Consider the following 20,388-nt stretch of genomic DNA (forward strand, 5'->3'; position numbering starts at 1 on the left):
ACCGCGACCACGCCGAACGGGCTAGTCTGCGGCCGGGTCCCGGCGAGACGGGCCGTCGTCCTCCCCCTCGACCTTCACCGTGGGCGCGTCCTCGACCTTGGCCGTGGGCGCGTCCTGCTCGACCTTGACCGTGGGAGCCTCGTTCTGGACCGCGTCGGCGGCCCGCTCGACCGTTACGGTCCCCGCCTCCGCCGGCGGCCGCACGACCGGCGCGGGGAACCCGAACGGCGGCGTGTCCACATCGGACCCCATCACCGGAACCGACCCCGGCCCTGGCCCCACAGGGCCCGTGAGCCTGCGCCTGCGGGACAACGCGATCGCCGTGCCCGCCGTCGCCGTGGCCACGGCGACACCACCGCACAGCACCGCGAACACGATCAGCAGCGTCGTGCCGCCACCGGCCGACCCGCCGCGGTCGACCGCGAGCCGCCGGTACTCGCTCGCCTGCAGGTGACCGGGCGAGGTCGCCAGCACGTCGTCGAACCCCTCCACCGCACCGTCGAAGTCGTCGGCGAAGTAGCTGTCCAGCGCGGCCCGGTAGGCGAGGTCGTGCTCGCCGGGCTCCGCCTTGACGTCCTTGCCCGCCAGCACGTCCAGCAGCGTCGTGGACGCGGCGGCGAAGTTGAACGACTGCGTCTCCCCCGGCGAGCCCTGGCTGACCACGCCGACGACCCGGCCTTCCATATCGACCAGCGGCCCGCCGCTCATCCCGTGCGTGGCGGCGGCGCTGAACTCGTAGAACGGCCGGTCGTTCTGCGTCCGACGCGCCGACACCTGGCCGTTCTTGTTGCTCGGCTCCAGGCTGGGGTCGACCGCCGCGCCCGCCGAACCGGGGTAGCCGATGGCCAGGATGGGCGTGCCGACCGGCGTCTGGTCGGCCCTGATCTCCAACGACGGCAGGTTGTCGCGCGGCACCTTCAGCACCGCCACGTCACCGTCGGTCGGCGCGACGAGGTCCACCACGGTGGCCGGCGCGATGTCGCGGATCGGACCGTCGCCGGTCGCCTCCATCCGCTCGACCTGGATGGCGCGGTCGACCGGGCGGTCCGGGTTCGCCCCTTCGGCGACGGCGTGCTCGGCCAACTGCGCCTTGGCCTTGGCCCGGTCGACGATCCGGCCGGCCGCCGCGAGCTCCTCGATCGCCGCGTCGAACAACGCGCCCGCGCCGCCCTGCGGTCCGGTGTGGACGCAGTGGCTCGCGGTGGCCACGTGCCCGTCCGGCCGGATCACCGCGCCGCTGCACGTCGCCTTCACGACATAGCCCTTCGCACCGCCGAACACCTCGCCGGTGCGCTTGTCCCGCACCCAGCCGTGCCACTCCACGGTGATGAGCACGATCGCCGGCCGGGCGATGGCGGCCGCGAGCTCCTCGGGGCTGGACGGCTGGGCCGCACCCGCGGGCGCGGCGGTGAGCAGCAGCAACGCCGCCGCAGCGAACAAGGCGCGCATCAGCCGTACACCCCGAGCCCGGCGGTCCGCGCCCACACCGACCGGTAGCCGCGGGCGTTGCTCTCCAGGAGCTGGGTGCCCTGGCAGGCGTAGTCGTCCACCTCGTGCCGCAGCTGTTCCGAGGGGATCGTCTGGGTCTCCACCAGACCCCGCTGGTCGTAGTAGGCCCAGGTGAACTCCGACCTGGTCGGGCTGCTGTAGGTGATGGCGCGGTCGGTCGCGGTCCAGGTGAAGTCGATGAACCCGTTGCCGACGAGCCGCAGTTCGTTGCCCTGGAAGGTGCCGTGGAACACCACGTTGTCCATCCGCTCGGTGCCGGTGCCGTCCGGCCGGAACTCGTAGGCCCGGCCGCTCGTGGTGAACGGCAGCGGGTCCTCGTTGGTGTAGAACTTCACCATCACCTGTTCTTCCACCGTGCGCCACGAGCCGATCAGGCACAGCGGCGGCCCGACCGGGCGGGTGGTGTCCTCGCGCACGGTGGGAGAGGGCCGTCCGGCCGCAACGGACGTAACCTGCCGCGGCCGGTCGTCGGCGAGAACCGCGGCAGTCAGCCCCCCACCCGCGAGGACCGCGCACCCGGCGATGACGAACAGCACCACGACGACCGATCTCGCCGGTAACCGAGGGGATTCACTCACCGGGCCATCGTATTGATCGACACACCCTCACCACTCCCGGAACGACCCGGAAGTTTCCACCACGTGACCTGGGCACCGCCAGTCAGACGGCCAGGAGCGCGCAGTCGGGGTCATCCTGCTGATCTGCCCGTTCGGCGAGGACGCTTTTGATCTTTTGCTTTGTCGTGCTTCCACACCCACGCGGACGTCAGCCGTACACCCCGAACAACGCCGTGCGCGACATCGCCGCCCGATACCCGCCCGAGTTGCTCTCGACCAACCGCGTGGCCTGGCAGGTGTAGTCGTCGACCTCGTTCTGCGCCGGGTTCGCCTGCACCGGCTGGGTGCTGAGCTCGCCGCGCTGGTCGTAGAACGTCCAGGTCGCGTCCGACCGGGTGCGCCCGTGGTAGGTGAGGACCTTGTCGGTCGCCGACCAGGTGAACTCGTAGCCGCCCCGGCCCACCACCCGCAGCTCGTTGCCCTGGAACGTGCCGCGCACCACCACGCCGTCCAGCCGCGCGGACCCGGTGCCGTCCGGCCGGAACTCGTAGGTCGTGCCGGCGCTGGTCATCGGCAGCGCGGGCTGGTCGCTGTAGAACTTGATGTTCGCCACCTCCTCCACCACGACCCAGGAGCCGACCACGCACAGCGGCCGCCCGACCTCGCGCGTCGTCTCCGGCCTGGCGGTGGGCGAGGGCTGTCCGCTCCTCGCCGCCACCGGCATCGGCCTGTCGTCGGCCAGGACCGCGGCGGTCAGACCCCCACCCACGAGGACCGCGCACCCTGCGACGACGAACAGCACCACGGCCGGTAACCGAGGGGAATCGCTCACCGGACCATCGTATTGACTCCCCGCCCCACCACACTCGCCCAACCGACCCAGAAGTTCCCCGCGCCCCACCCACACATCCGCCCCACCCGCGCGCTCGCCCCTCCCCCACTACCATGGACGTGTGATCTTCCTCAGCGTGGTCTTCACCCTGCTCGGGCTGAGCACGCTGCTCCTGCGCGACGACGACCTGCTCGGCCTGCCGCCGGCCGTCGTCGGCTCCGGACTGGTCGTGCTGGGCGTCGCAGCCGGCGTGCTGTGGGTCGTGCGACGCCGCCGCCGGTGGGAGCGCAACGGCGAGCCGCGCCCGGTCGGCAACGTCTTCGACCGCGCCAAAGCCCTGCCCCGGCTGCTGCGCGAGCGCAAGGCCTACGGCCTGCCGACGACCACGCCGGCCACGTGGGCGTTCGCCGCGCTCTACCTGGTCTCCCCGATCGACCTGCTGCCCGAACTGCTGCCGCTGATCGGCGTGACCGACGACGCGGGCGTAGCGGTGTGGCTGCTCACCAGCGTGTCCACGGTCACCGGCCAGTACCTGCGGTGGGAGCGCTCGGGCAAGGCGCGCAAGCCGTCAGAACAGCGCCACCGCGAGCCCTAGCGCGGCCACCACGTTCACCGCCGTCGACGCGGCGAACACGCCGACCGGCCGCCACCCGGCCTGCCGCAGCGCGCCGGGCCGGAACTCCAAGCCGATGCTGACGAACGCCAGGATCAAGAACCACGTCCTCAGGTCGTTGACCACCCCGATCGCAGCCTTGCCCGACGCGGCCGACACCGTCGACAGGTAGACCGTGGCGATCACCGAGGTCGCCAGGAAACCGAGCACGAACTTGGGGAACCTGTCCCACAGCTGCCGACCGGCCGACACGGAGGGCGAGGTCCGCTCGACCTTGAGCGCGAAGTAGGCCGTCAGCCCCACCGCCACCACGCCGAGCAGCGCGTTCTGGGTGACCTTGACGATCGTGGCGATCTTGAGCGCCTCCTCGCCCGCCACCGTGCCCGCCGCCGTCACCGCGGCGGTGGTGTCGATGTTGCCGCCGATCCACGCGCCGGTGACGCGCGGGTCCAGCCCGAGCGCGGTGGCCGCGAGCGGCAGCAGGAAGATCGACGGCAGCGCGAAGACGATCACCAGGCTCGCGCTGTAGGCCAACTGCTCCCGCTTGGCCTGCACCGCGCCCGCGGCGGCGATGGCCGCGCTGACACCGCAGATCGCCACCGCGGCCGACAGCAGCGCCCTGAGCTTGTCGTCCAGCCCGAGCCGGCCGCCGAGCCACCAGGAGAAGCCGAACACCACGCTGATCAGCACGACCGACTGGACGATCGCCGGCCCGGCCGCGCCCACGATCACGGCGAGGTTGATGGACGCGCCGAGCAGCACCAGCCCGGTCTTGATGAAGAACTCGGTGCGGAACCCGCCCGCGAGCCGGTCACGCCACCCGATCGCGGTCAGCGCGGCGTTGCCCAGCAGGCCGAGCAGGATGGCGTAGACCGGGAACTCGACCGCCGCGCCGACGCCCTCCCAGCCGGTGCCCTCGCTCGCCTCCGGCACCGCGGTGGACACCCACCTGACCACCGCGGACAGCGCCACCACCACCAGCACGCCCAGCGCCGCGAACAGCAGCGGCGACCTCGTCGTGCGCTCCCCGGTCGTCATCACGGCACCATCCCGGGTGCGATGACGCCGAGCAGGGCCAGCGCGAACAGCACCAGCCCGACGACCACGGCCAGCCAATCCTCGTCGAGACGACGGTCCGACATCGCTCACGCTCCACCACGTGGGAGAGGAAGGATGACCAGAACGTAACGCCCCCAACGCGAACCGTCAGTGGCTCCCAGGATGTGGGAGATCACGTACACCGGTGAGCAGCGTGGTCACCGCGCCCATGATCCGCGCGGTCGCCTCGTCCAGCACCGCCTTGGTCGGCTCCAGCCCGTACAGGTCGGACAGGTCCACCTCCGCGCCCGCCACCACGGACACCTTCCGCCACGGCCGCGGCACGAACTTCCCCGGCGGCAGCAGTTCGCGGGTGCCCCACTGGGCCACCGGCACCACGGGCGTGCGGGTCGTCAGCGCCAGCCGGGCCACGCCGTTCTTGCCGCGCATGGGCCAGCCGTCCGGGTCGTTGGTGAACGTCCCCTCGGGGTAGACGATCACGCACTCCCCCGCCTCCAGCGCCGTGCTCGCGCTGTCCAGCGCCACACCGCCGCGCACGCTGCTCCGGTCGACCGGGATGTGCCGACCCGAGGACATCACCCAGCCGATCACCGGCGCCTTCCACAGGCTCGCCTTGGCCAGGTACCGGGGCACCCGGCCGGACGCGAGGGCGAACGCGGTCAGCGTCACCGGGTCGGCGAAGGACAGGTGGTTGGACGCCAGCAGCACCGCACCCTCGCGCGGGATGTTCGTCCGACCCGCCATCCGCATCCGGACGAACAGCACCACCAGCGGCCACAGCAGGTCGATCGCCACCGAGTACCAGAAACCGCGGCCCCGCCGGGGCAGACGCGTCGTCAGCGCCACCATCTGGGAGAACGTCACACCGGGATCTTCGGTCATCACCCCGGACGCCGTCACCGCGCCCCACCGCACCGCCGTCACCCCGGTCTGATCGTGTTCGACTAATCTCCTCCTCCGTGGCAGGGCTCCCCACACCGCGGACCGCGGTGAACCGGATCAACGTGCTCCTCGTCGAGGACGACGAGGGGGACGCCGTGCTGGTCGAAGCCCTGCTGGAAGAGGTCGAGGCGGACGTCTCCCTGCACCGGGCGCGGACCCTGCGGGAAGCCGAGGGCCTGCTGTCGAAGGCCGACTGCGTGCTGCTCGACCTCGGCCTGCCCGACACGACCGGGCTCGACGGCCTGACCAGGCTGCTCGCCAACCCGGCGGCGGTGGCGATCATCGTGCTCACCGGCCTCAACGACGAGCACCAGGGCACCCAGGCGGTGGCCCGGGGCGCGGAGGACTACCTGGTCAAGGGCCAGGTGGACGGCGTGGGCCTGGCCCGCAGCATCCGGTACGCGGTCGGCCGCAAGCGGGTCGAGGAGACCCAGCGCCAACTGCGCGACGAGCAGCTGCTGGCGGCGGAGAAGACCCGCCTGGAACGCGGCCTGCTGCCGTCGCCGATCATCGACGGCAACGACATCGGCTGGGAGGTCAGCTACCGCCCCGGCGGCAGCCGGATGCTGCTGGGCGGCGACTTCTACGACGCCGTGCGCACCGCGGACGGCACGCTCCAGCTGCTGATCGGCGACGTGTGCGGGCACGGCCCGGACGAGGCCGCGATCGGCGTGTTCCTGCGCATCGCGTGGCGCGCGCTCGTGCTGGCGGGGCAGGAGCCGTCCCGGGTGCTGCGCACGCTGCACGAGATCCTCGAGCACGAACGCCACCAGCCCGGCCTGTTCACCACCGCGTGCATGGTGACGATCTCGCCGGACCGCCGGTGGGCGCGCGTCTACCTCGCCGGGCACCCGGAGCCGATGCTGCTGGTCGGCGACCGCGTGGTGGAGCTGCCGCGCGACCGCGCCGGGCTGCCGCTGGGCGTGCTGCCGGACAGCACGTGGAGCGGGCTCGACGTGCCGCTGCCGCCGGGGTGGTCGATGCTGCTCTACACGGACGGCCTGGTCGAGGGTCGCGTCCACGGCGACACCGAGCGGTTGGGCTCGGAGCGGCTGATCGACCTGATCGGCGAGATCACCAGGAACCGGCCGGACTGGGCGCGCACGCCGAAGACGCTGCTCACCGACCTGATCAACCAGGTCAAGGAACTCAACGGCGGGGAGCTGGACGACGACATGGCCGTGCTGCTGATCTCGGACCGCGCCTGATGGACTACCGCACCCGCTGGCCCGCGAGCAGGCTGCTGATCGCGGCGGTGACCGTCCTGATCGTCGTGTGCGCCGGCTCCATCGGCAGCCTCGGCGTGTCCATGACAGGCCTGACGAAAGCGCGTTGGCTGCTGCTGGACCGGATCCTGCCCGCCGGGAACCTGGTGCGCGAGGTGGACACCGCGCTGATCGACCAGGAGACCGGTGTGCGCGGCTACGTGCTCACCGCGAGGCAGGACTTCCTCACCCCCTACACCGAGGGGCAGGCGATCGAGCAGAGGGACATCGCCGCGGCCCGGGACCTGCTCGCCACCGTGCGGCCCGAACTGGTGGACGACCTGGACGAGCTGGAGCTGCTGGCGGCCGACTGGCGGCAGGGCTACGCCGAGCCGCTGATCGGGCAGGTGCGGCGGTCCGGGGCGCCGCAGGCGGTGCTGGCCGACCCCGGGCGAGGCAAGGAGCTGTTCGACCGGGTCCGGGTCGCCGTCGACGCGCTGGGCGACAAGCTGGACCAGGCCGCCGTCGACGCCAGGCTCGAGCTGGACCGGGTGGCCAGCCGGCAGCTGTGGCTGCTCGGCGGCCTGGGCCTGCTGCTGGTGCTGATCATCGCCGGGGTGGCGGTGATGCTGTACCGGATCGTGATCGCGCCGCTGAGCGGGCTGGCCGCGGACGTGCGGCAGGTGTCGTCGGGCGACTTCGCGCACGAGGTCGAGGCGGGCGGGCCGCGCGAGACGGTGATGCTCGGCGAGGACGTCGAGACCATGCGCGTGCGCATCCTCTCCGACCTGGAGGACCTGCGCCGGTCGAACTCCGAGCTGGAGCAGTTCGCCTACGTCGCCTCGCACGACCTGCAGGAACCGCTGCGGAAGGTGGCGAGCTTCTGCCAGCTGCTGGAGCGGCGCTACTCCGGTCAGCTCGACGAGCGCGGTGAGCAGTACCTGAAGTTCGCCGTCGACGGCGCGAAGCGGATGCAGGTGCTGATCAACGACCTGCTGGCGTTCTCCCGGGTGGGCCGGATCACCCGCGAGCAGACCCTCGTCGACTGCGACGAGCTGGTCGACCAGGTGGTGGACAACTACTCCGAGGTGATCGAGCGGACCGGCGCCACGGTCGAGGTCGCGGACCTGCCGACGGTGCGCGGCGAGGAGTCGCTGCTGGGCGGCGTGTTCGGCAACCTGATCAGCAACGCGCTGAAGTTCCACGGCGAGGAGCCGCTGCACGTGCGCGTGGACGTGGAACGGACGGGTGAGTTCTGGACGTTCACGGTGAGCGACAACGGCATCGGGATCGACACCGAGTACGCTGAACGGATCTTCGTGATCTTCCAGCGCCTGCACCACAAGGACGACTACCCCGGGACCGGCATCGGGCTGGCCATGTGCCGGAAGATCATCGAGTACCACGGTGGCACGATCTGGCTGGACACCAGCGGGAACGGCACCGGTACCACCTTCAAGTTCACGCTGCCGGCTGTAGAGGACGACGAGCAATGAGCAATCCGCTGAACGTGATCGACGTCCTGCTGGTGGAAGACGACCCCGGCGACGCGCTGATGACGCAGGAGGCGTTCGAGCACCACAAGATCCGCAACCAGCTGCACGTGGTGCGCGACGGCGTGGAGGCGCTGGAGTTCCTGCGCCGCCAGGGCCAGTACGAGGACGCCCCGCGGCCGGGGCTGATCCTGCTCGACCTGAACCTGCCGAAGATGGACGGCCGGGAGGTGCTGGCCGAGATCAAGGCGGACGAGACGCTGCGGCCCATCCCGGTGGTGGTGCTGACCACGTCGGAGGCGGAGGAGGACGTCATGCGCAGCTACAACCTGCACGCCAACGCCTACGTCACCAAGCCGGTCGACTTCGACCGGTTCATCGAGGTCGTGCGGCAGATCGACGACTTCTTCGTGACCGTCGTGAAGCTGCCCCGCTAGGGTCCGCGCCCATGGGCACGGTGACCTCACGGGACGGCACGACGATCGGGTTCTCGCGGGTCGGTGACGGTCCGGCGGTGGTGCTGGTGGACGCCGCGTGCTGCTTCCGGGGAGGCGGTCCGATGCCCGCGCTCGCGGAGGCGTTGACCGGCTTCACCGCGTACACCTACGACCGGCGGGGCCGCGGCGAGAGCACGGACCGCGCGCCGTACGCGATCGAGCGCGAGGTGGACGACCTGGCGGCCGTCCTCGAGGCGGCCGGCGGGTCGGCGTACGTCCACGGCTTCTCGTCGGGCGCGGTGCTGGCGCTGCACGCGGCGGCGGCCGGGCTGCCGATCACGGCGTTGGCGCTGCTGGAGCCGCCGCTGTCGTTCGAGGAGCCGACCGGGCCGGACGTGCGCGACGAGATCGACGCCCTGGTCGCGGCAGGTCGACGGGGTGACGCGGTGGCCCGGTTCCAGGAGGCGTGCGGCATCCCCGAGGAGTTCACCGCGGGGATGCGGCAGTCACCGGGTTGGCCGGCGCTGGAGGCGATGGCCCACACCACCGCCTACGACCTGACCATCACCGGCACCGTCCCGGACCTGGCCTCGGTCACCGCGCCGACGCTCGTGCTGGACAGCAGCGGCAGCGACGAGCGGCTGCGCGGCTGGGCGGACGGCGTCGCCGAACGCCTGCCGAACGCGCGCCGCCGGACGTTGGACGGCGACTGGCACGGCGTGGCGCCGGACGTGCTGGCCAAGGCGCTGGCCGAGCACTTCAGCTGACCGAGTAGCGCACCGCGCCGTCGTCCACCTCGGAGGTCAACAGCCCGCGGTGGACCAGCACGTCGAGGTGCGCGGCCGTCTCGCCGGTGGCCAGCACCTGGTTGAACAGGTCCAGCTCGGCGAACGTCCGGTGCCGCCGGGTCCAGCCGAGCTTGCGGGCGGTCTCGAAGGCGGTGCCGGTGCCCGCGCGCACGGCGTCCAGCGTGGCCGTCAGGCGGTCTTCGTGGTGGGCGAGCAGTTCGTCCACCCTGGCGTGGCTGGACTCGGTGACGGGGCCGTGGGCGGGCAGCAGCCGCAGGTCCGGGTAGTCGCGGACGAGGCGCAGCGAGTCGAGGTAGTCGCCGAGCGGCAGCGCGGGCCGGGCCGGTTCGAAGCCGATCGACGGCGTGATGTGGGGCAGCACGTGGTCGCCGGAGAACAGCAGCGACGACTCGACGTCCAGGAAGACCACGTGCCCGCGCGTGTGGCCCGGTGTCGGCAGCACGCGCAGGACCCGCTTCTCCAGGGCCAGGTCGGACTCGTGGAGCCACTCGTCGGGCTCCTCGTAGTCGCGCAGCTCGGCCTCCCCGACCGACTCGACCACGGCCCGCCACCGGTCGGCCAGGTGCGGCGCGCCCCAGGTGGCCAGGTCGCGGAAGCCGTCCCGGCGTCGTCCGACGATCCTGTCCAGCGACGGCTGCTCCCCCGCGCCCAGCGCGATCTTCGTGCCGAACCGGCGGCGCAGCGCCACGGCCATCGTGTAGTGGTCGCGGTGGACGTGGGTGACCAGGAAGCGGCGGACGTCCTCGAAGCCGTGGCCGAGCGCTCCCAGCGCCGTTTCCAGCGCCGTCTCGCCCGCTTCCAGCGCCCAGCCGGAGTCGATCAGCACGAGGCCGTCGCCGTCGTCGAGCGCGTACACGTTGACGGTGTGCAGCCCGTCGTTGGGCAGGGGCAGCGGTATCCGGTGGACACCGGGCGCGACCTCGAAGACTCCGGGTTCGGTCCACTCCATCCCCGGATACTACTTGCCGGTAACCTCAAGGTGGTCGGCCAGTGGCGACTCGGTTCGACCACGCCGCGCGGCCTTCAGCAGGAACGGGATCACGGCGAGCGTGAGCAGCGCCAACGCCGGGTAGGCCCAGCCGATGGCGGACAGCCAGCCGGGCCGCGGGATCGTCCAGATCGTGGGCTGCCGGTCGAGCTGGAAGGCGATCAGGTCCCAGAACATCACCGGGCACCACAGCACCAGCAGCACGCCCCGCACCCACGGCACGACCCGGGTGTGCACGAGCCAGATCAGCAGCGGTGCGATCCACACCCAGTGGTGGTCCCACGAGATCGGCGAGAGCAGCAGCCCGAGGACCTGCACGACCAGCACGCCGATCAGCACGTCACCCGCCCGCACCGCCGCGCGCAGCGCGAACCCGGCCAGCACGAGCGAGATCACCACCGCGACCACCCACGGCCACGTCATCTCGACGTCGTAGCCGAGCGTCCGCGACAACGCGCCCCGCAGCGACTGGTTGTGCGCGGTGCCGATCGGACCCACCCGGTCCGCCGCGCCGAGCAGCTCGAACCAGTAGTGCCTGGCCTGCGCCGGGTCCACCAGGAAGCCGAGGCCGACGCTCACCGCGAACGCGACGACCGACCACACCGCCGCCGCGAACCTGCGGGTGGCCAGGAAGTACAGCCCGGAGATGGCCGGCACCAGCTTCACGCCCGCCGCCAAGCCGATCCCGGTGCCCGCGAGCCGCGAGTCCCGGGCCGTCATCGCGCCGAGCACCACCGCCGCCAGCAGCAGGTTGACCTGCCCGAAGTCGAACGTGTGCACCACCGGTTGCAGCCACAGCAGCACGGCCGTCCACAGCAGCGCCCGGCGCCGCCACAACGCCGCGTCCGCCGTCCAGCCCTCCCCCGCCACCAGGCGCAGGGCCACGCGCACCATCCAGTACACGCACAGCGCGGACAGCAGCCGCAGCGCCCACTGCGCGGCGACCCACGGCAGCCACGTCATCGGCAGGAACACCAGCGCGCCGAACGGCGGGTAGGTGAACGGCAGCGGGAAGTCGGGCGGCGAGTTCGGCGAGGTGACCTCGTACAGGTCGCCGGAGAGCACGTGCGGCGCCAGCGCCCAGTACACGTACAGGTCGATCGTCTCGTTGCCGAACCCGGTCACGATGGTCCAGGTCCGGCCGAGCGCGGACACCACCAGCAACACCGGTGCGACGGCCAACAACCACCGCTCCGCGTTCACGAGCACGCGCACAGCGGGGGACGGATCACGGGACACTGGGTTCGACCTTCGACGTCGTGGGCGGCGTGGCGACCGGCTCGGTGCGTGCGGTGCGCAGCGCCGGCGGCATCACCGCGAGGGTGAGCAGGCCGAGCAGCGGGTAGCACCAGCCCAGCGCGGCGAGCGGCCACGGCCGGGGGATCTCCCAGATGGTCGGCTGCTGGTCGATCAGGTAGGTGATCAGGTCCGCACCGGTCACCACGACCCACGCGGCGGCGACCGCCAGCACCGGCCACGAGCGGCGGGCGCCGTGGACCGCCCACAGCACCAGCGGGATCACCCACACCCAGTGGTGGCTCCACGAGATCGGCGACAGCAGCAAGCCGAACACCTGCACGGCGACCACGGTGGCCAGCACGTCACCCGCCCGCACCGACGCACGCAGCGCGAACGCGGTCAGCACCGCGGACACCAGCACCGCGAGCAACCACGGCCAGCTCATGCCGACGTCGTAGCCGAGGGTCCGGGACAACGCGCCGCGCAACGACTGGTTGATCGCCGACCCGACCGGGCCGACCCGGTCGGCCGCGCCGAGCAGCTCGAACCAGTAGCGCCACGAGTCGGAGGCGGAGGCGGCGAAGCCGATGGCCACGGTGGACGCGAAGCCCACCGCCGTCCACGCCGCGGCCTTGAACCGGCGCGTCACCAGGAAGTACAGCACCGAGATCGCCGGGGTCAGCTTCAGGCCCGCCGCGACACCGACGCCGAAGCCCGCCACCAGCTGCCGGGTGGCGACCACGGCGGCGAACGTGCCGGCGATCAGGACCAGGTTGATCTGGCCGAAGTCGAGCGTCTTGCGCACCGGTTCGCACCACAGCGCCAACGCCGTCCACAGCAGCGCCCGGCGCGACCAGGTGGCGTCGAACCGCTGCCCCGACCTGGCGGCGACCAGCGTCAACGCCGTCCGGACCAGCCACCACAGGCACACCAGGGACAGCACCTGCCACACGATCCGCGCGGCCACCCACGGCAGCCAGGACAGCGGCAGGAACACCACGGCCGCGAACGGCGGGTAGGTGAACGGCAGCGGGAAGTCCGCCGTGAACGGCATGTCGATCGTGTAGAGCTGATCGGTCAGCAGGTTCGGCGCCAGGCTCCAGTAGACCTTGAGGTCGATCATGCCCCAGCCGGTCGGCGCGCCCAGGCGCCAGAAGTACCAGCCCAGCGACAAGCACAACACCAGCGGCGCGAACCTCAACACCCGCTGCTCAACCACCCGTGCTCCCGCGCTTCTTCCCGGCCGTGTCCGGCTCCACGCCCACGTCGTCGTCCCCGGCGTCCTGGGGGTCGTGGATTCCTTGAACGTCCGGCGGCCGCCCGGTGTCGGGCGACGCCTGCTCGACCACGTCCGCGACGTCGATGACCTCGACGACTTCGGCGACCTTCGTCGACCGGCCCGGGTCACCTGGCTCGCCCTCGTCACCCGACCGGTCCGGGTCGCCCGACCGCGCCCGCAGTTCCGCCAGCAGCGACCACATCGACGGCCGTTCGAGCAGTGCCCGGCCGACCCACACGCCGACGAGCACGGTAACGGCCAGGTAGGACCACCACACGACCGGGTTGGCCGAACCGTAGTGCCACCGGGCGACGATCGTGCCGTCCGGGAGCGTGATGAGGACCATCCAGACCGAGAAACCGGCCGCGACGGCGAGCCACCGGTCCTTCCAGGCGAAGGCGGCGGCGAGCGCCAAGGTCCAGGTGAAGTACCACGGGAGCACGGACGGCGCGAGCACGGACGCGGCGAGCAGGGCGATCGCGGCCCGCCGCACGGCCTCCACACCGCCCGCGCGGGCGAGCCACCACTGGCGGACCAGCACGGCGGCCAGGACGTACATGCCGGCGGACCGGAAGAAGTCGAGGAAGCCCTCGTACTCGGCGCCCGGGAAGTGGCGGCCGACCGAGTGGTACAGCAGTTCGGCGACGGCGCAGGGCAGCGACATCCAGGTCAGCAGCGGGGTCTGGCTCTGCAGCACGTTGATCCAGCCGAGGTCGACCCCGGCGACGATCGTGGACAGCGCGAAGACACCGGCGAACGTGATGCCGCCCACCAGGCACGCCTGGAAGAACCGCTGCCGGGCCGGGCCGGACAGCCGCGCGACCCACACCCAGATCAGGAACGGCACCACCAGGACGGCGGTGGCCTTGACCGCGGTCGCCAGGGCGATCACCGCGATGCCGCGCACGTGCTTGCGGTCGAGCACCATCAGCACGCCGACCGCCATCAGGCCGACCATCAGGATGTCGTTGTGCGCGCCGCCGATGCCCACGGCGATCACGAACGGGTTCGCCACGGTCAGCCACAGCGCCACCGACGTGCGCCCGCCGAGGTGGCGGACCAGTCCGGGCATCGCCCAGGCGAGCAGCCCGAGGCCGCTGAGCACGGCGAGCCGCATGAGGACCGCGCCGATGATGACGTTGTCCCCCGTGATGGCGACCACACCCTTGGCCACCAGGAGGAACAGCGGCCCGTAGGGCGACGGCGTGTTCTGCCACAGGGACGCCACGTTGCCGCCCAGCGACAGCGGCAGCACCGACGCGCCGTTCGTGTACGGGTCGAACCCGTGCAGCGCGACGGCGCCCTGGGCGAGGTAGCTGTAGACGTCCCGGCTGTACAGCGACGGGCCGATGAGCAGCGGTGCGGTCCACGCGGCGGCGGCCAGCACCACGCCGCGCCCGTCGACCTGGCCGGCCCGCACCATCCGCCCGAGCCGGACCCACGAGTAGACCATCAGCGCCACGCCGACGAACACCACGGCGGTGGCGAGGTCGCGGCCGTGGCCGTACCGCACCGCGTTGAGGATCGAGCCGGTCAGCAGCGGGTCGCGCCGCAGCACCGCGCCCGCGCCGACGCCGCCGACCGCGATCAGCAGCCCGCCGAGCGCACCCAGCCGCAGCAACCGCGCGGGTACCTGCCGGACGACGGCAGCCCACGTACCTGCCCTGCGAGCCGGGCCGCCCGTGCGCGCGCCACTCTCGCTCACCTCAGCGGTCACAGCCAGGCCCACTCCGTCGGTCTCGTGTTCGGTCCTCTTGCCGGCGATCGGTCGAGCGTGCCGACGACGTCACCATCATGGCGGGGATCAAGGACGAGGGAGGCCACGGTCGATAATTTTGACACGATCAGCTACCACTGTTGACCAAAAGCGGACTACTTGGCCGTCTTGTTACCGCTCAATGTGATGATTCCCACTGAGAAGCAACCTCGACGTGGTATGTGCTGGTCAACAGGGTACCCGAGGCGGTTCCGGCGGATACGTCCGGTCAGGACGTGGCATCACGCCAGTTCCGGGTGCTTTTCCAAGTAACCGCGCACGAACGGGCACTGCGCCACCACGGTCAGGCCCTTGGCGCGCACGTCCTCCAGCGCGTGGCGGACCAGCTTGCTGCCCAGGCCCTTGCCCTCGACGGCGACCTCCGTGTGGGTGAACGTGACCACGCCGTCCACCGCGGTGTACTCGGCGAAGCCGCCCAGCTCACCGTCCAGGCGCACCTCGTAGCGGGACTGCTCGGGGTTGTCGGACACGGACACTGCGGTCACGGGTGCTCCTCCACGCTCGGCTTTGGCGGGTGCCACGGTAGTCGTGGCGTGCAAGATTGTCGGATGGACGTGTATCTGCTGATCCTGGGCGATCACCTGCCCAACCCGTACACCGGCCGGGCGGTCTCGGAGTGCGACCGGCTGGGGGCGATGGTGGAGCAGGCCGTCGTGGCGGAGGAAGCCGGCTTCACCGGGGTGGCGATCGGCGAGCACCACTTCACCCGGTACATCGTCTCCGCGCCCGAGTTGCTGCTGGCCACGATCGCCGACCGCACGTCGACGTTGCGGCTGTCCACCGGCGTGACGCTGCTCGCGCACCACGACCCGGTGCGGGTGGCGGAGAACCTGGCCACGTTGGACGTGCTGTCGCGGGGTCGGGCGGAGCTGATCGTGGCGCGAGGTGTGTCGCAGCGCACGGATGTGGCGTTCGGGGTGCAGGACGACGTGCGGGCGCGGTTCGACGAGAACCTGCGGCTGCTGCTGCGGCTGTTGGAGGAGAAGCACGTCACGTGGGAGGGCAGGTACCGCAGTCCGCTGGTGGACGTCACGACGACGCCGCGCCCGGTGCAGCAGCCCCGGCCGCTGGTGTGGATCGGCAGCGGGTCGGCGGTGTCGGCGGACCTGGCGGTGGAGCTGGGGCTGCCGTTGATGCTGCCCAGCACGTTGCGGGACCCGCGGACGCACCGGCCGGTGGTGGAGCGCTACCGGGCCGCGATGGGCGGTGGTGGGCGGGTGGCGTTGCCGAGCCACGTGTACGTGGCACCGACCGCGGGCGCGGCCCGTGCCACGTGGCGGCCCCACCTGGCCGCGTACGCCGAGTTCGCCGACCCGTGGCGCGGTGACGGTGACGTGGACGTGGACCTGCTGATGGAGGGCGCGGCGGTGTGCGGCGACCCGGCGGAGGTGACCGACCGGCTGAACCGGCTGACCGAGCTGCTGTCGTTGGACGCGCAACTGGTCATGGTGGACATAGGGGGTCTGCCGCACCAGGCCGTGCTCGACGCGATCCGGCTGTTCGGCCGGGAAGTCCTGCCGAACCTGAACCCGGCGCCGTCCCGGGTCACCGACCCGCCGCGGGCGTCCTGAGCGTTGAATTCAGGGGTCCTGGACGTGGGACACGGTGGTCCTGAACGTACGACTCACGCGTTATGGATGTAGGACACGCGGGTTTTGGGTAGTCCGGGGGCAAGGAGGTCCACCATGGTCCAGCCCCAACCGCCCGAACCGCGGCCCGTGCCGGTGCCCGATCCGGTGCCCCAGCCGCCGCGCGAGCCGTCGCCGGCGACCGAACCACCGATCCCGCCCACGCCGGAGCCGCCGTCGCCCAACAAGCCCGCGCCGAACGAGTCACCGCCGAACAGGTGAGGAGGCGGGATCAGCCCGGGTCGGCGCCGTCGGTTCGTGCCGGGGTGCGCACGACGATCAGCCGTCGAGTGGCCCGGGTCAGGGCGACGTACCGCTCCGCCGGTGTCATCCGCTCCGGGTCGACCACGACCACCGTGTCGAACTCCAGGCCCTTGGTCGCCCGGGGCGTGAGCGGGCCGGTGGGGGTGATCACGGCGAACGTGCCGGTGGCCGGGCGGAACGACTCCGGGTCGGCGCCGGTGACCTCGACCGGTGGTTCGCCGTGCCGCACGGACGTCGGCGGCACGGCGGTGGGGTCGACCTCGGCCAGCGCGTCGGCGGCGTAGGCCATGATCTCGGCCGGTGTGCGGTAGTTGACCGTGAGCCCGCGGTACTGCCAGCGGTCGCGGGCGAGTGGTTCCAGCGCCCGTGACCAGTCGCGGGCGCCCGCCGCGGACTGGCGCTGGGCCAGGTCGCCGACGATCGTCATGGACCGGTTGGGCGCGCGCCTGGCCAGCACCCGCCAGTCCATTTCGGACAGTTCCTGCGCCTCGTCGACCACGATGTGGCCGTAGGTCCACTCGCGGTCGGCGGCGGCGCGTTCGGCCGTGACGCGGTGGTCGACGGCGGTGTGGCGGTCGGCCAGCCACTCGGCGTCCACCAGGTCCACGGCGCGCAGGTCTTCCTCGTACATCTCGGCGTCGCTGTCGATCACGTGCAGCACGCCCTGCGCGTACTCGACGGCCTGCCTGCGCTGCCGCGCCGCGCGCCGTTCGGCCCGGCCGTCGTCGCCGAGCAGTTCGGCGGCCTCGTCCAGCAGCGGCACGTCGGAGACCGTCCACGCGCGCGGGTCGTCGCGGTGCAGTTCCGGGTAGCCGAGGCCGAAGCAGCGGCCGGCGTAGAGGTCGGCCAGGAGCCGCTGCGGGGTGAGGAGCGGCCACAGCTCGTCGACCGCGCGCCGCACGTCGGGGTGGCCGGTGAGCTCGCGGCGCACGTCGGCCGCCAGTTCCGGCCAGTCCTCGCCGATGAGGTCGAGCGCGGGTGCGACCAGGGCGTCCACCAGTGCCCGGTGGAACACCGGCCGGGCCTCGTTGTGCTTGAGCCCGGCGTCCCGCGCCCGTGCCCTGGCCCGCGCGGCGATCTCGGCGGTCAGCTCGACGGTGACGTCCTCCAGTTCGACCGGAATGGGGTCGGCGGGCACCTCCTGCCGGTCGGCGACGGCCTCCGCCAGCAGGTCCACCGCCCGGAGGCCGCCTTTGAGGGCTTGCAGCTCCGGGGTGTCCTCGCGCTCGGCGCGGACGCCGGGGAACAACTCGCCGGGCGTGGCGAACACGACGTCGGTCTCGCCCAGGGACGGCAGCACCTCGCCGATGTAGCGCAGGAAGCCCGGGTTCGGGCCGACCACCAGCACGCCACGCCGGGACAGCTGTTCGCGCTGCGTGTAGAGCAGGTAGGCGACGCGGTGCAGCGCGACGGCCGTCTTGCCGGTGCCGGGACCGCCCTCGATCACCAGCACGCCCCGGTGCGGCAGGCGGATGACCTCGTCCTGCTCGGCCTGGATGGTGGCGACGATATCGCGCATGGTGGCCGAGCGGGGCGCGTCCAACGCCTCCAGCAGCGCTTTCGAGGTGAGCTGGAGTTCGTCGTCGTGGAAGCTCTCCAGGTGCCGCCCCCTGGTCCGGAAATGGCGGCGGAGGGTGACTCCCTCGGGGTTCGCCGCGGTCGCGGTGTAGAACGGGCGGGCAGCCGGTGCGCGCCAGTCGGTCAACAGCGGTTCGTAGTCGCGGTCGGTGTCGAACAAGCCGATCCGGCCGATGTAGACGCGGCCTCCGGCGGTGTCGATGCGGCCGAAGCACAGGTTCCCGTCCGCCACGTTCAGGCGGCTGACCTGCTCGGACAGTGTGCGCACGGCGACTTCGCGGTGCCAGCGCTGCTCGTGGCCGTCCTTGAGCGCGGCGTCGAGCCCGGCCTGGGCGGCGGCCCGTTCCCGCTCCAGCCGATCGTGCAGGAAGGCGATCCGCTCTCGCTCGGCGGACAATTCCCCGGTGGTCACGCTTGCCCCCTGTGATATACTGGGATTGTCTCCACTCCGCCATTTCCGGCGAAATCAACCTTTATGTTTACCACATTTCCGGCGCGCGTTTCACGGTCACCGCTCCGAGTCACCTGATGGCGTGAAATGATCGGTCGCGTGGAATCCGACGAGTTGGTGGTCGCCGTCGCGCAGCACGCGCCCGTGCCCGGTGACGTCGCGGAGAACGCGCGCCGTGCGGCCGCGGCGGTGGCGGAGGCGGAGGGCGCGCGGCTGCTGCTGTTCCCCCTGCTGTCGTTGTCCGGCTACGACCTGGGCCGGCTGGCCGAGCCCGGGTGCTGGGTCGGTCCCGACGACCCCCGGCTGGACGTCGTCCGCGAGGCGAGCCGGGCGCACGGGGTGACGGCGGTGGTCGGCGCGGCGTGGCTCGGTCCCGATGGCCGGCGGTTGCTGGCGTCGGTGGCGCTGTCGCCGGACAGCACGGTCGAGGTGGTCGGCAAGCAGTACCTGAGCCGGGCCGAGCGGGAGCTGTTCGAGCCGGGCGGATTCGGGCCGCCGCTGGACGTCGCGGGGTGGCGGGTCGCGCTGGCCGTCTGCTACGACGCGGCGGCGCCGGAGCACGCGGTGGAGGTGGCCCGGCGTGGCGCGGACGTCTACGCGGTGTCGGCGCTGTACACCGAGGGGCAGGAACGGCGGCTCGACGTGCACCCCGCGGCCCGTGCGCTGGACCACCGGATGTACGCGCTGGTGGCGAACCTGGCCGGGGCGGGCCCGGGCTGGCGTTCGTGCGGGGGCAGCGGGGTGTGGCACCCGGACGGGCGGCGGGTGGCGCGGGCGGGCACGGGACCGCGGGTGGTGACGGCCCGGTTGGCGCGCGCCGACTTGGACCGGCTGCGAGCGGACGACGTCACGGCGGGGTATCGGGGGTAGGCGTGGGCGTGCTGGACGGCAAGGCCGTGATCGTGACCGGCGCGGGTCGCGGGTTGGGTGAGGCGTACGCGCGGCACGCGGCGGCTGCGGGCGCGCGGGTCGTGGTGAACGACATCGAGGGCTCCGACGAGGTCGCGGCTTCGATCGTGGACGCGGGCGGTGAGGCCGTGGCGCACACGGGGTCGGTGACCGATCCCGCGGTGGCGTCCGCGCTGGTCGAGCTGTGCGCGTCGGCGTTCGGGCAGGTGGACGGCCTGGTGAACAACGCGGGCGTCACGCACTTCGCCGAGCCGTGGGACGACGAGCCGGACGTGCTGCGCTCGGTGGTCGAGGTGAACGTGCTCGGCACGATGTACTGCGGCACGGCGGCGGCGAAGGTGATGCGGGGCGGCTCGATCGTGAACGTCGTGTCGGGCGCCATGCTGGGCCGTGCCGGTGCGGCGGCCTACTCGGCGTCGAAGGGCGCGGTCGCCTCGCTGACCTTGTCGTGGGCCGGCTCGCTGGCCGCGCGGAACATCCGCGTCAACGCCATCGCACCGCTCGCGTGGACCCCGATGATGGACCTCGACCCCCGCGCCGGGCAGATCAGCTCACCGGACCAGACCCCGGCCAGGATGGCGCCCCTGGTGACCTACCTGCTCAGCGACCGGGCCAGGAACGTGACCAGCCAACTGATCCGCTTCCTGCCGGACAAGCTGCACGTCGTCTCCCAGTACGCCGTGAAGCAGCCGGTGCTGACCCGGGAGTCCTGGGACGTCGACTCCATCGCCGCCGCCTTCGAGTCCGACCTGACCGCCGAACCACCAGGCCGTGCCCGGTGGCAGGTCTGAGTCGCCCCTGAGGTCACCTCCGTGACCG

The 20,388-nt window shown here is 72.0% G+C and carries 20 protein-coding genes; 9 read left to right on the top strand and 11 right to left on the bottom strand.

Translation table 11 applies throughout. The annotated features are described in order from the left end of the window. Positions 1 to 21 precede the first annotated feature (21 nt). From B0I31_RS13650 to B0I31_RS13660, 3 genes are all read right to left on the bottom strand, one after another. Positions 22 to 1,449, bottom strand: a complete 1,428-nt coding sequence (locus B0I31_RS13650) for a S1 family peptidase (protein WP_146173836.1) — start codon at positions 1,447 to 1,449, stop codon at positions 22 to 24. Next, complete coding sequence (locus B0I31_RS13655; RefSeq protein WP_146173837.1) at positions 1,449 to 2,087, bottom strand: hypothetical protein; 639 nt, start codon at positions 2,085 to 2,087, stop codon at positions 1,449 to 1,451. The genes B0I31_RS13650 and B0I31_RS13655 overlap by 1 nt, the downstream gene beginning before the upstream one ends. Before the next feature lie 187 nt (positions 2,088 to 2,274). Continuing rightward, entirely contained in the window at positions 2,275 to 2,898 is a 624-nt protein-coding gene (locus B0I31_RS13660) for a hypothetical protein (protein WP_146173838.1), read from the bottom strand. 121 nt (positions 2,899 to 3,019) lie between these two features. Between B0I31_RS13660 and B0I31_RS13665 the strand changes: the two genes are divergently transcribed. Further along, a complete protein-coding gene (locus tag B0I31_RS13665) occupies positions 3,020 to 3,493 on the top strand; it encodes a YkvA family protein (RefSeq protein WP_106615722.1) in 474 nt (157 codons plus the stop codon). On the opposite strand, the gene B0I31_RS13670 is transcribed toward B0I31_RS13665, so the two are convergent. After that, positions 3,467 to 4,549, bottom strand: coding sequence for a YeiH family protein (locus tag B0I31_RS13670; RefSeq protein WP_106615723.1), 1,083 nt, complete (start codon positions 4,547 to 4,549; stop codon positions 3,467 to 3,469). The genes B0I31_RS13665 and B0I31_RS13670 overlap by 27 nt on opposite strands. Positions 4,550 to 4,717: 168 nt before the next feature. Continuing rightward, positions 4,718 to 5,452: a lysophospholipid acyltransferase family protein gene (locus B0I31_RS13675; protein WP_425444363.1), complete on the bottom strand. Its 735-nt coding sequence runs from the start codon at positions 5,450 to 5,452 to the stop codon at positions 4,718 to 4,720. A gap of 77 nt (positions 5,453 to 5,529) precedes the next feature. On the opposite strand from B0I31_RS13675, the gene B0I31_RS13680 reads away from it, so the two are divergent. From B0I31_RS13680 to B0I31_RS13695, 4 genes are read left to right on the top strand one after another with little or no spacing between them, the layout of a single operon-like run. Continuing rightward, complete coding sequence (locus B0I31_RS13680) at positions 5,530 to 6,720, top strand: PP2C family protein-serine/threonine phosphatase (RefSeq protein ID WP_245949869.1); 1,191 nt, start codon at positions 5,530 to 5,532, stop codon at positions 6,718 to 6,720. Then, a complete protein-coding gene (locus B0I31_RS13685; protein ID WP_106615725.1) occupies positions 6,720 to 8,213 on the top strand; it encodes a sensor histidine kinase in 1,494 nt (497 codons plus the stop codon). The genes B0I31_RS13680 and B0I31_RS13685 overlap by 1 nt, the downstream gene beginning before the upstream one ends. Then, entirely contained in the window at positions 8,210 to 8,647 is a 438-nt protein-coding gene (locus B0I31_RS13690; protein ID WP_106615726.1) for a response regulator, read from the top strand. The genes B0I31_RS13685 and B0I31_RS13690 overlap by 4 nt, the downstream gene beginning before the upstream one ends. An 11-nt stretch (positions 8,648 to 8,658) precedes the next feature. After that, positions 8,659 to 9,414: an alpha/beta fold hydrolase gene (locus tag B0I31_RS13695; RefSeq protein ID WP_106615727.1), complete on the top strand. Its 756-nt coding sequence runs from the start codon at positions 8,659 to 8,661 to the stop codon at positions 9,412 to 9,414. Here B0I31_RS13695 and B0I31_RS13700 read toward each other — a convergent pair. The 5 genes from B0I31_RS13700 to B0I31_RS13715 form a co-directional block, all read right to left on the bottom strand. Further along, complete coding sequence (locus B0I31_RS13700; protein ID WP_106615728.1) at positions 9,407 to 10,405, bottom strand: MBL fold metallo-hydrolase; 999 nt, start codon at positions 10,403 to 10,405, stop codon at positions 9,407 to 9,409. The genes B0I31_RS13695 and B0I31_RS13700 overlap by 8 nt on opposite strands. A 9-nt stretch (positions 10,406 to 10,414) precedes the next feature. After that, entirely contained in the window at positions 10,415 to 11,653 is a 1,239-nt protein-coding gene (locus B0I31_RS13705) for a glycosyltransferase 87 family protein (protein WP_146173839.1), read from the bottom strand. Positions 11,654 to 11,672: 19 nt separating this feature from the next. Further along, on the bottom strand, positions 11,673 to 12,902 hold the full coding sequence (locus B0I31_RS13710) for a glycosyltransferase 87 family protein (RefSeq protein WP_245949870.1): 1,230 nt from the start codon (positions 12,900 to 12,902) through the stop codon (positions 11,673 to 11,675). Then, positions 12,895 to 14,679 carry a polyprenol phosphomannose-dependent alpha 1,6 mannosyltransferase MptB gene (gene mptB, locus B0I31_RS41715; protein ID WP_245949871.1) on the bottom strand — a complete coding sequence of 595 codons (1,785 nt, stop codon included), beginning with the start codon at positions 14,677 to 14,679 and terminating at the stop codon, positions 12,895 to 12,897. The genes B0I31_RS13710 and mptB overlap by 8 nt, the downstream gene beginning before the upstream one ends. Before the next feature lie 281 nt (positions 14,680 to 14,960). Further along, positions 14,961 to 15,224 (bottom strand): GNAT family N-acetyltransferase, encoded by a 264-nt coding sequence (locus tag B0I31_RS13715; protein WP_106615731.1) that lies wholly within the window; start codon positions 15,222 to 15,224, stop codon positions 14,961 to 14,963. A gap of 63 nt (positions 15,225 to 15,287) precedes the next feature. On the opposite strand from B0I31_RS13715, the gene B0I31_RS13720 reads away from it, so the two are divergent. Then, positions 15,288 to 16,310 carry an LLM class flavin-dependent oxidoreductase gene (locus tag B0I31_RS13720; protein WP_106615732.1) on the top strand — a complete coding sequence of 341 codons (1,023 nt, stop codon included), beginning with the start codon at positions 15,288 to 15,290 and terminating at the stop codon, positions 16,308 to 16,310. Positions 16,311 to 16,424: 114 nt separating this feature from the next. Beyond that, a complete protein-coding gene (locus tag B0I31_RS40610; protein ID WP_181320151.1) occupies positions 16,425 to 16,589 on the top strand; it encodes a hypothetical protein in 165 nt (54 codons plus the stop codon). 10 nt (positions 16,590 to 16,599) lie between these two features. On the opposite strand, the gene B0I31_RS13725 is transcribed toward B0I31_RS40610, so the two are convergent. After that, on the bottom strand, positions 16,600 to 18,621 hold the full coding sequence (locus B0I31_RS13725; RefSeq protein WP_106615733.1) for a UvrD-helicase domain-containing protein: 2,022 nt from the start codon (positions 18,619 to 18,621) through the stop codon (positions 16,600 to 16,602). A gap of 138 nt (positions 18,622 to 18,759) precedes the next feature. Between B0I31_RS13725 and B0I31_RS13730 the strand changes: the two genes are divergently transcribed. Further along, positions 18,760 to 19,530 carry a carbon-nitrogen hydrolase family protein gene (locus B0I31_RS13730; protein ID WP_219910697.1) on the top strand — a complete coding sequence of 257 codons (771 nt, stop codon included), beginning with the start codon at positions 18,760 to 18,762 and terminating at the stop codon, positions 19,528 to 19,530. 2 nt (positions 19,531 to 19,532) lie between these two features. Beyond that, positions 19,533 to 20,360, top strand: coding sequence for an SDR family NAD(P)-dependent oxidoreductase (locus B0I31_RS13735; RefSeq protein WP_106615735.1), 828 nt, complete (start codon positions 19,533 to 19,535; stop codon positions 20,358 to 20,360). The last annotated feature ends 28 nt before the right edge of the window (positions 20,361 to 20,388 follow it).

Source organism: Saccharothrix carnea, from assembly GCF_003014735.1.
Taxonomy (GTDB): Bacteria; Actinomycetota; Actinomycetes; order Mycobacteriales; family Pseudonocardiaceae; genus Actinosynnema; species Actinosynnema carneum.

Bases quoted from the DNA above. Each gene is read 5' to 3' on its own strand.
- B0I31_RS13650 (WP_146173836.1), bottom strand. From the start codon at position 1,449: ATGCGCGCCTTGTTCGCTGCGGCGGCGTTGCTGCTGCTCACCGCCGCG.
- B0I31_RS13670 (WP_106615723.1), bottom strand. From the start codon at position 4,549: ATGACGACCGGGGAGCGCACGACGAGGTCGCCGCTGCTGTTCGCGGCG.
- B0I31_RS13675 (WP_425444363.1), bottom strand. From the start codon at position 5,452: ATGACCGAAGATCCCGGTGTGACGTTCTCCCAGATGGTGGCGCTGACG.
- B0I31_RS13685 (WP_106615725.1), top strand. From the start codon at position 6,720: ATGGACTACCGCACCCGCTGGCCCGCGAGCAGGCTGCTGATCGCGGCG.
- B0I31_RS13690 (WP_106615726.1), top strand. From the start codon at position 8,210: ATGAGCAATCCGCTGAACGTGATCGACGTCCTGCTGGTGGAAGACGAC.
- B0I31_RS13695 (WP_106615727.1), top strand. From the start codon at position 8,659: ATGGGCACGGTGACCTCACGGGACGGCACGACGATCGGGTTCTCGCGG.
- B0I31_RS13700 (WP_106615728.1), bottom strand. From the start codon at position 10,405: ATGGAGTGGACCGAACCCGGAGTCTTCGAGGTCGCGCCCGGTGTCCAC.
- B0I31_RS13720 (WP_106615732.1), top strand. From the start codon at position 15,288: ATGGACGTGTATCTGCTGATCCTGGGCGATCACCTGCCCAACCCGTAC.
- B0I31_RS40610 (WP_181320151.1), top strand. From the start codon at position 16,425: ATGGTCCAGCCCCAACCGCCCGAACCGCGGCCCGTGCCGGTGCCCGAT.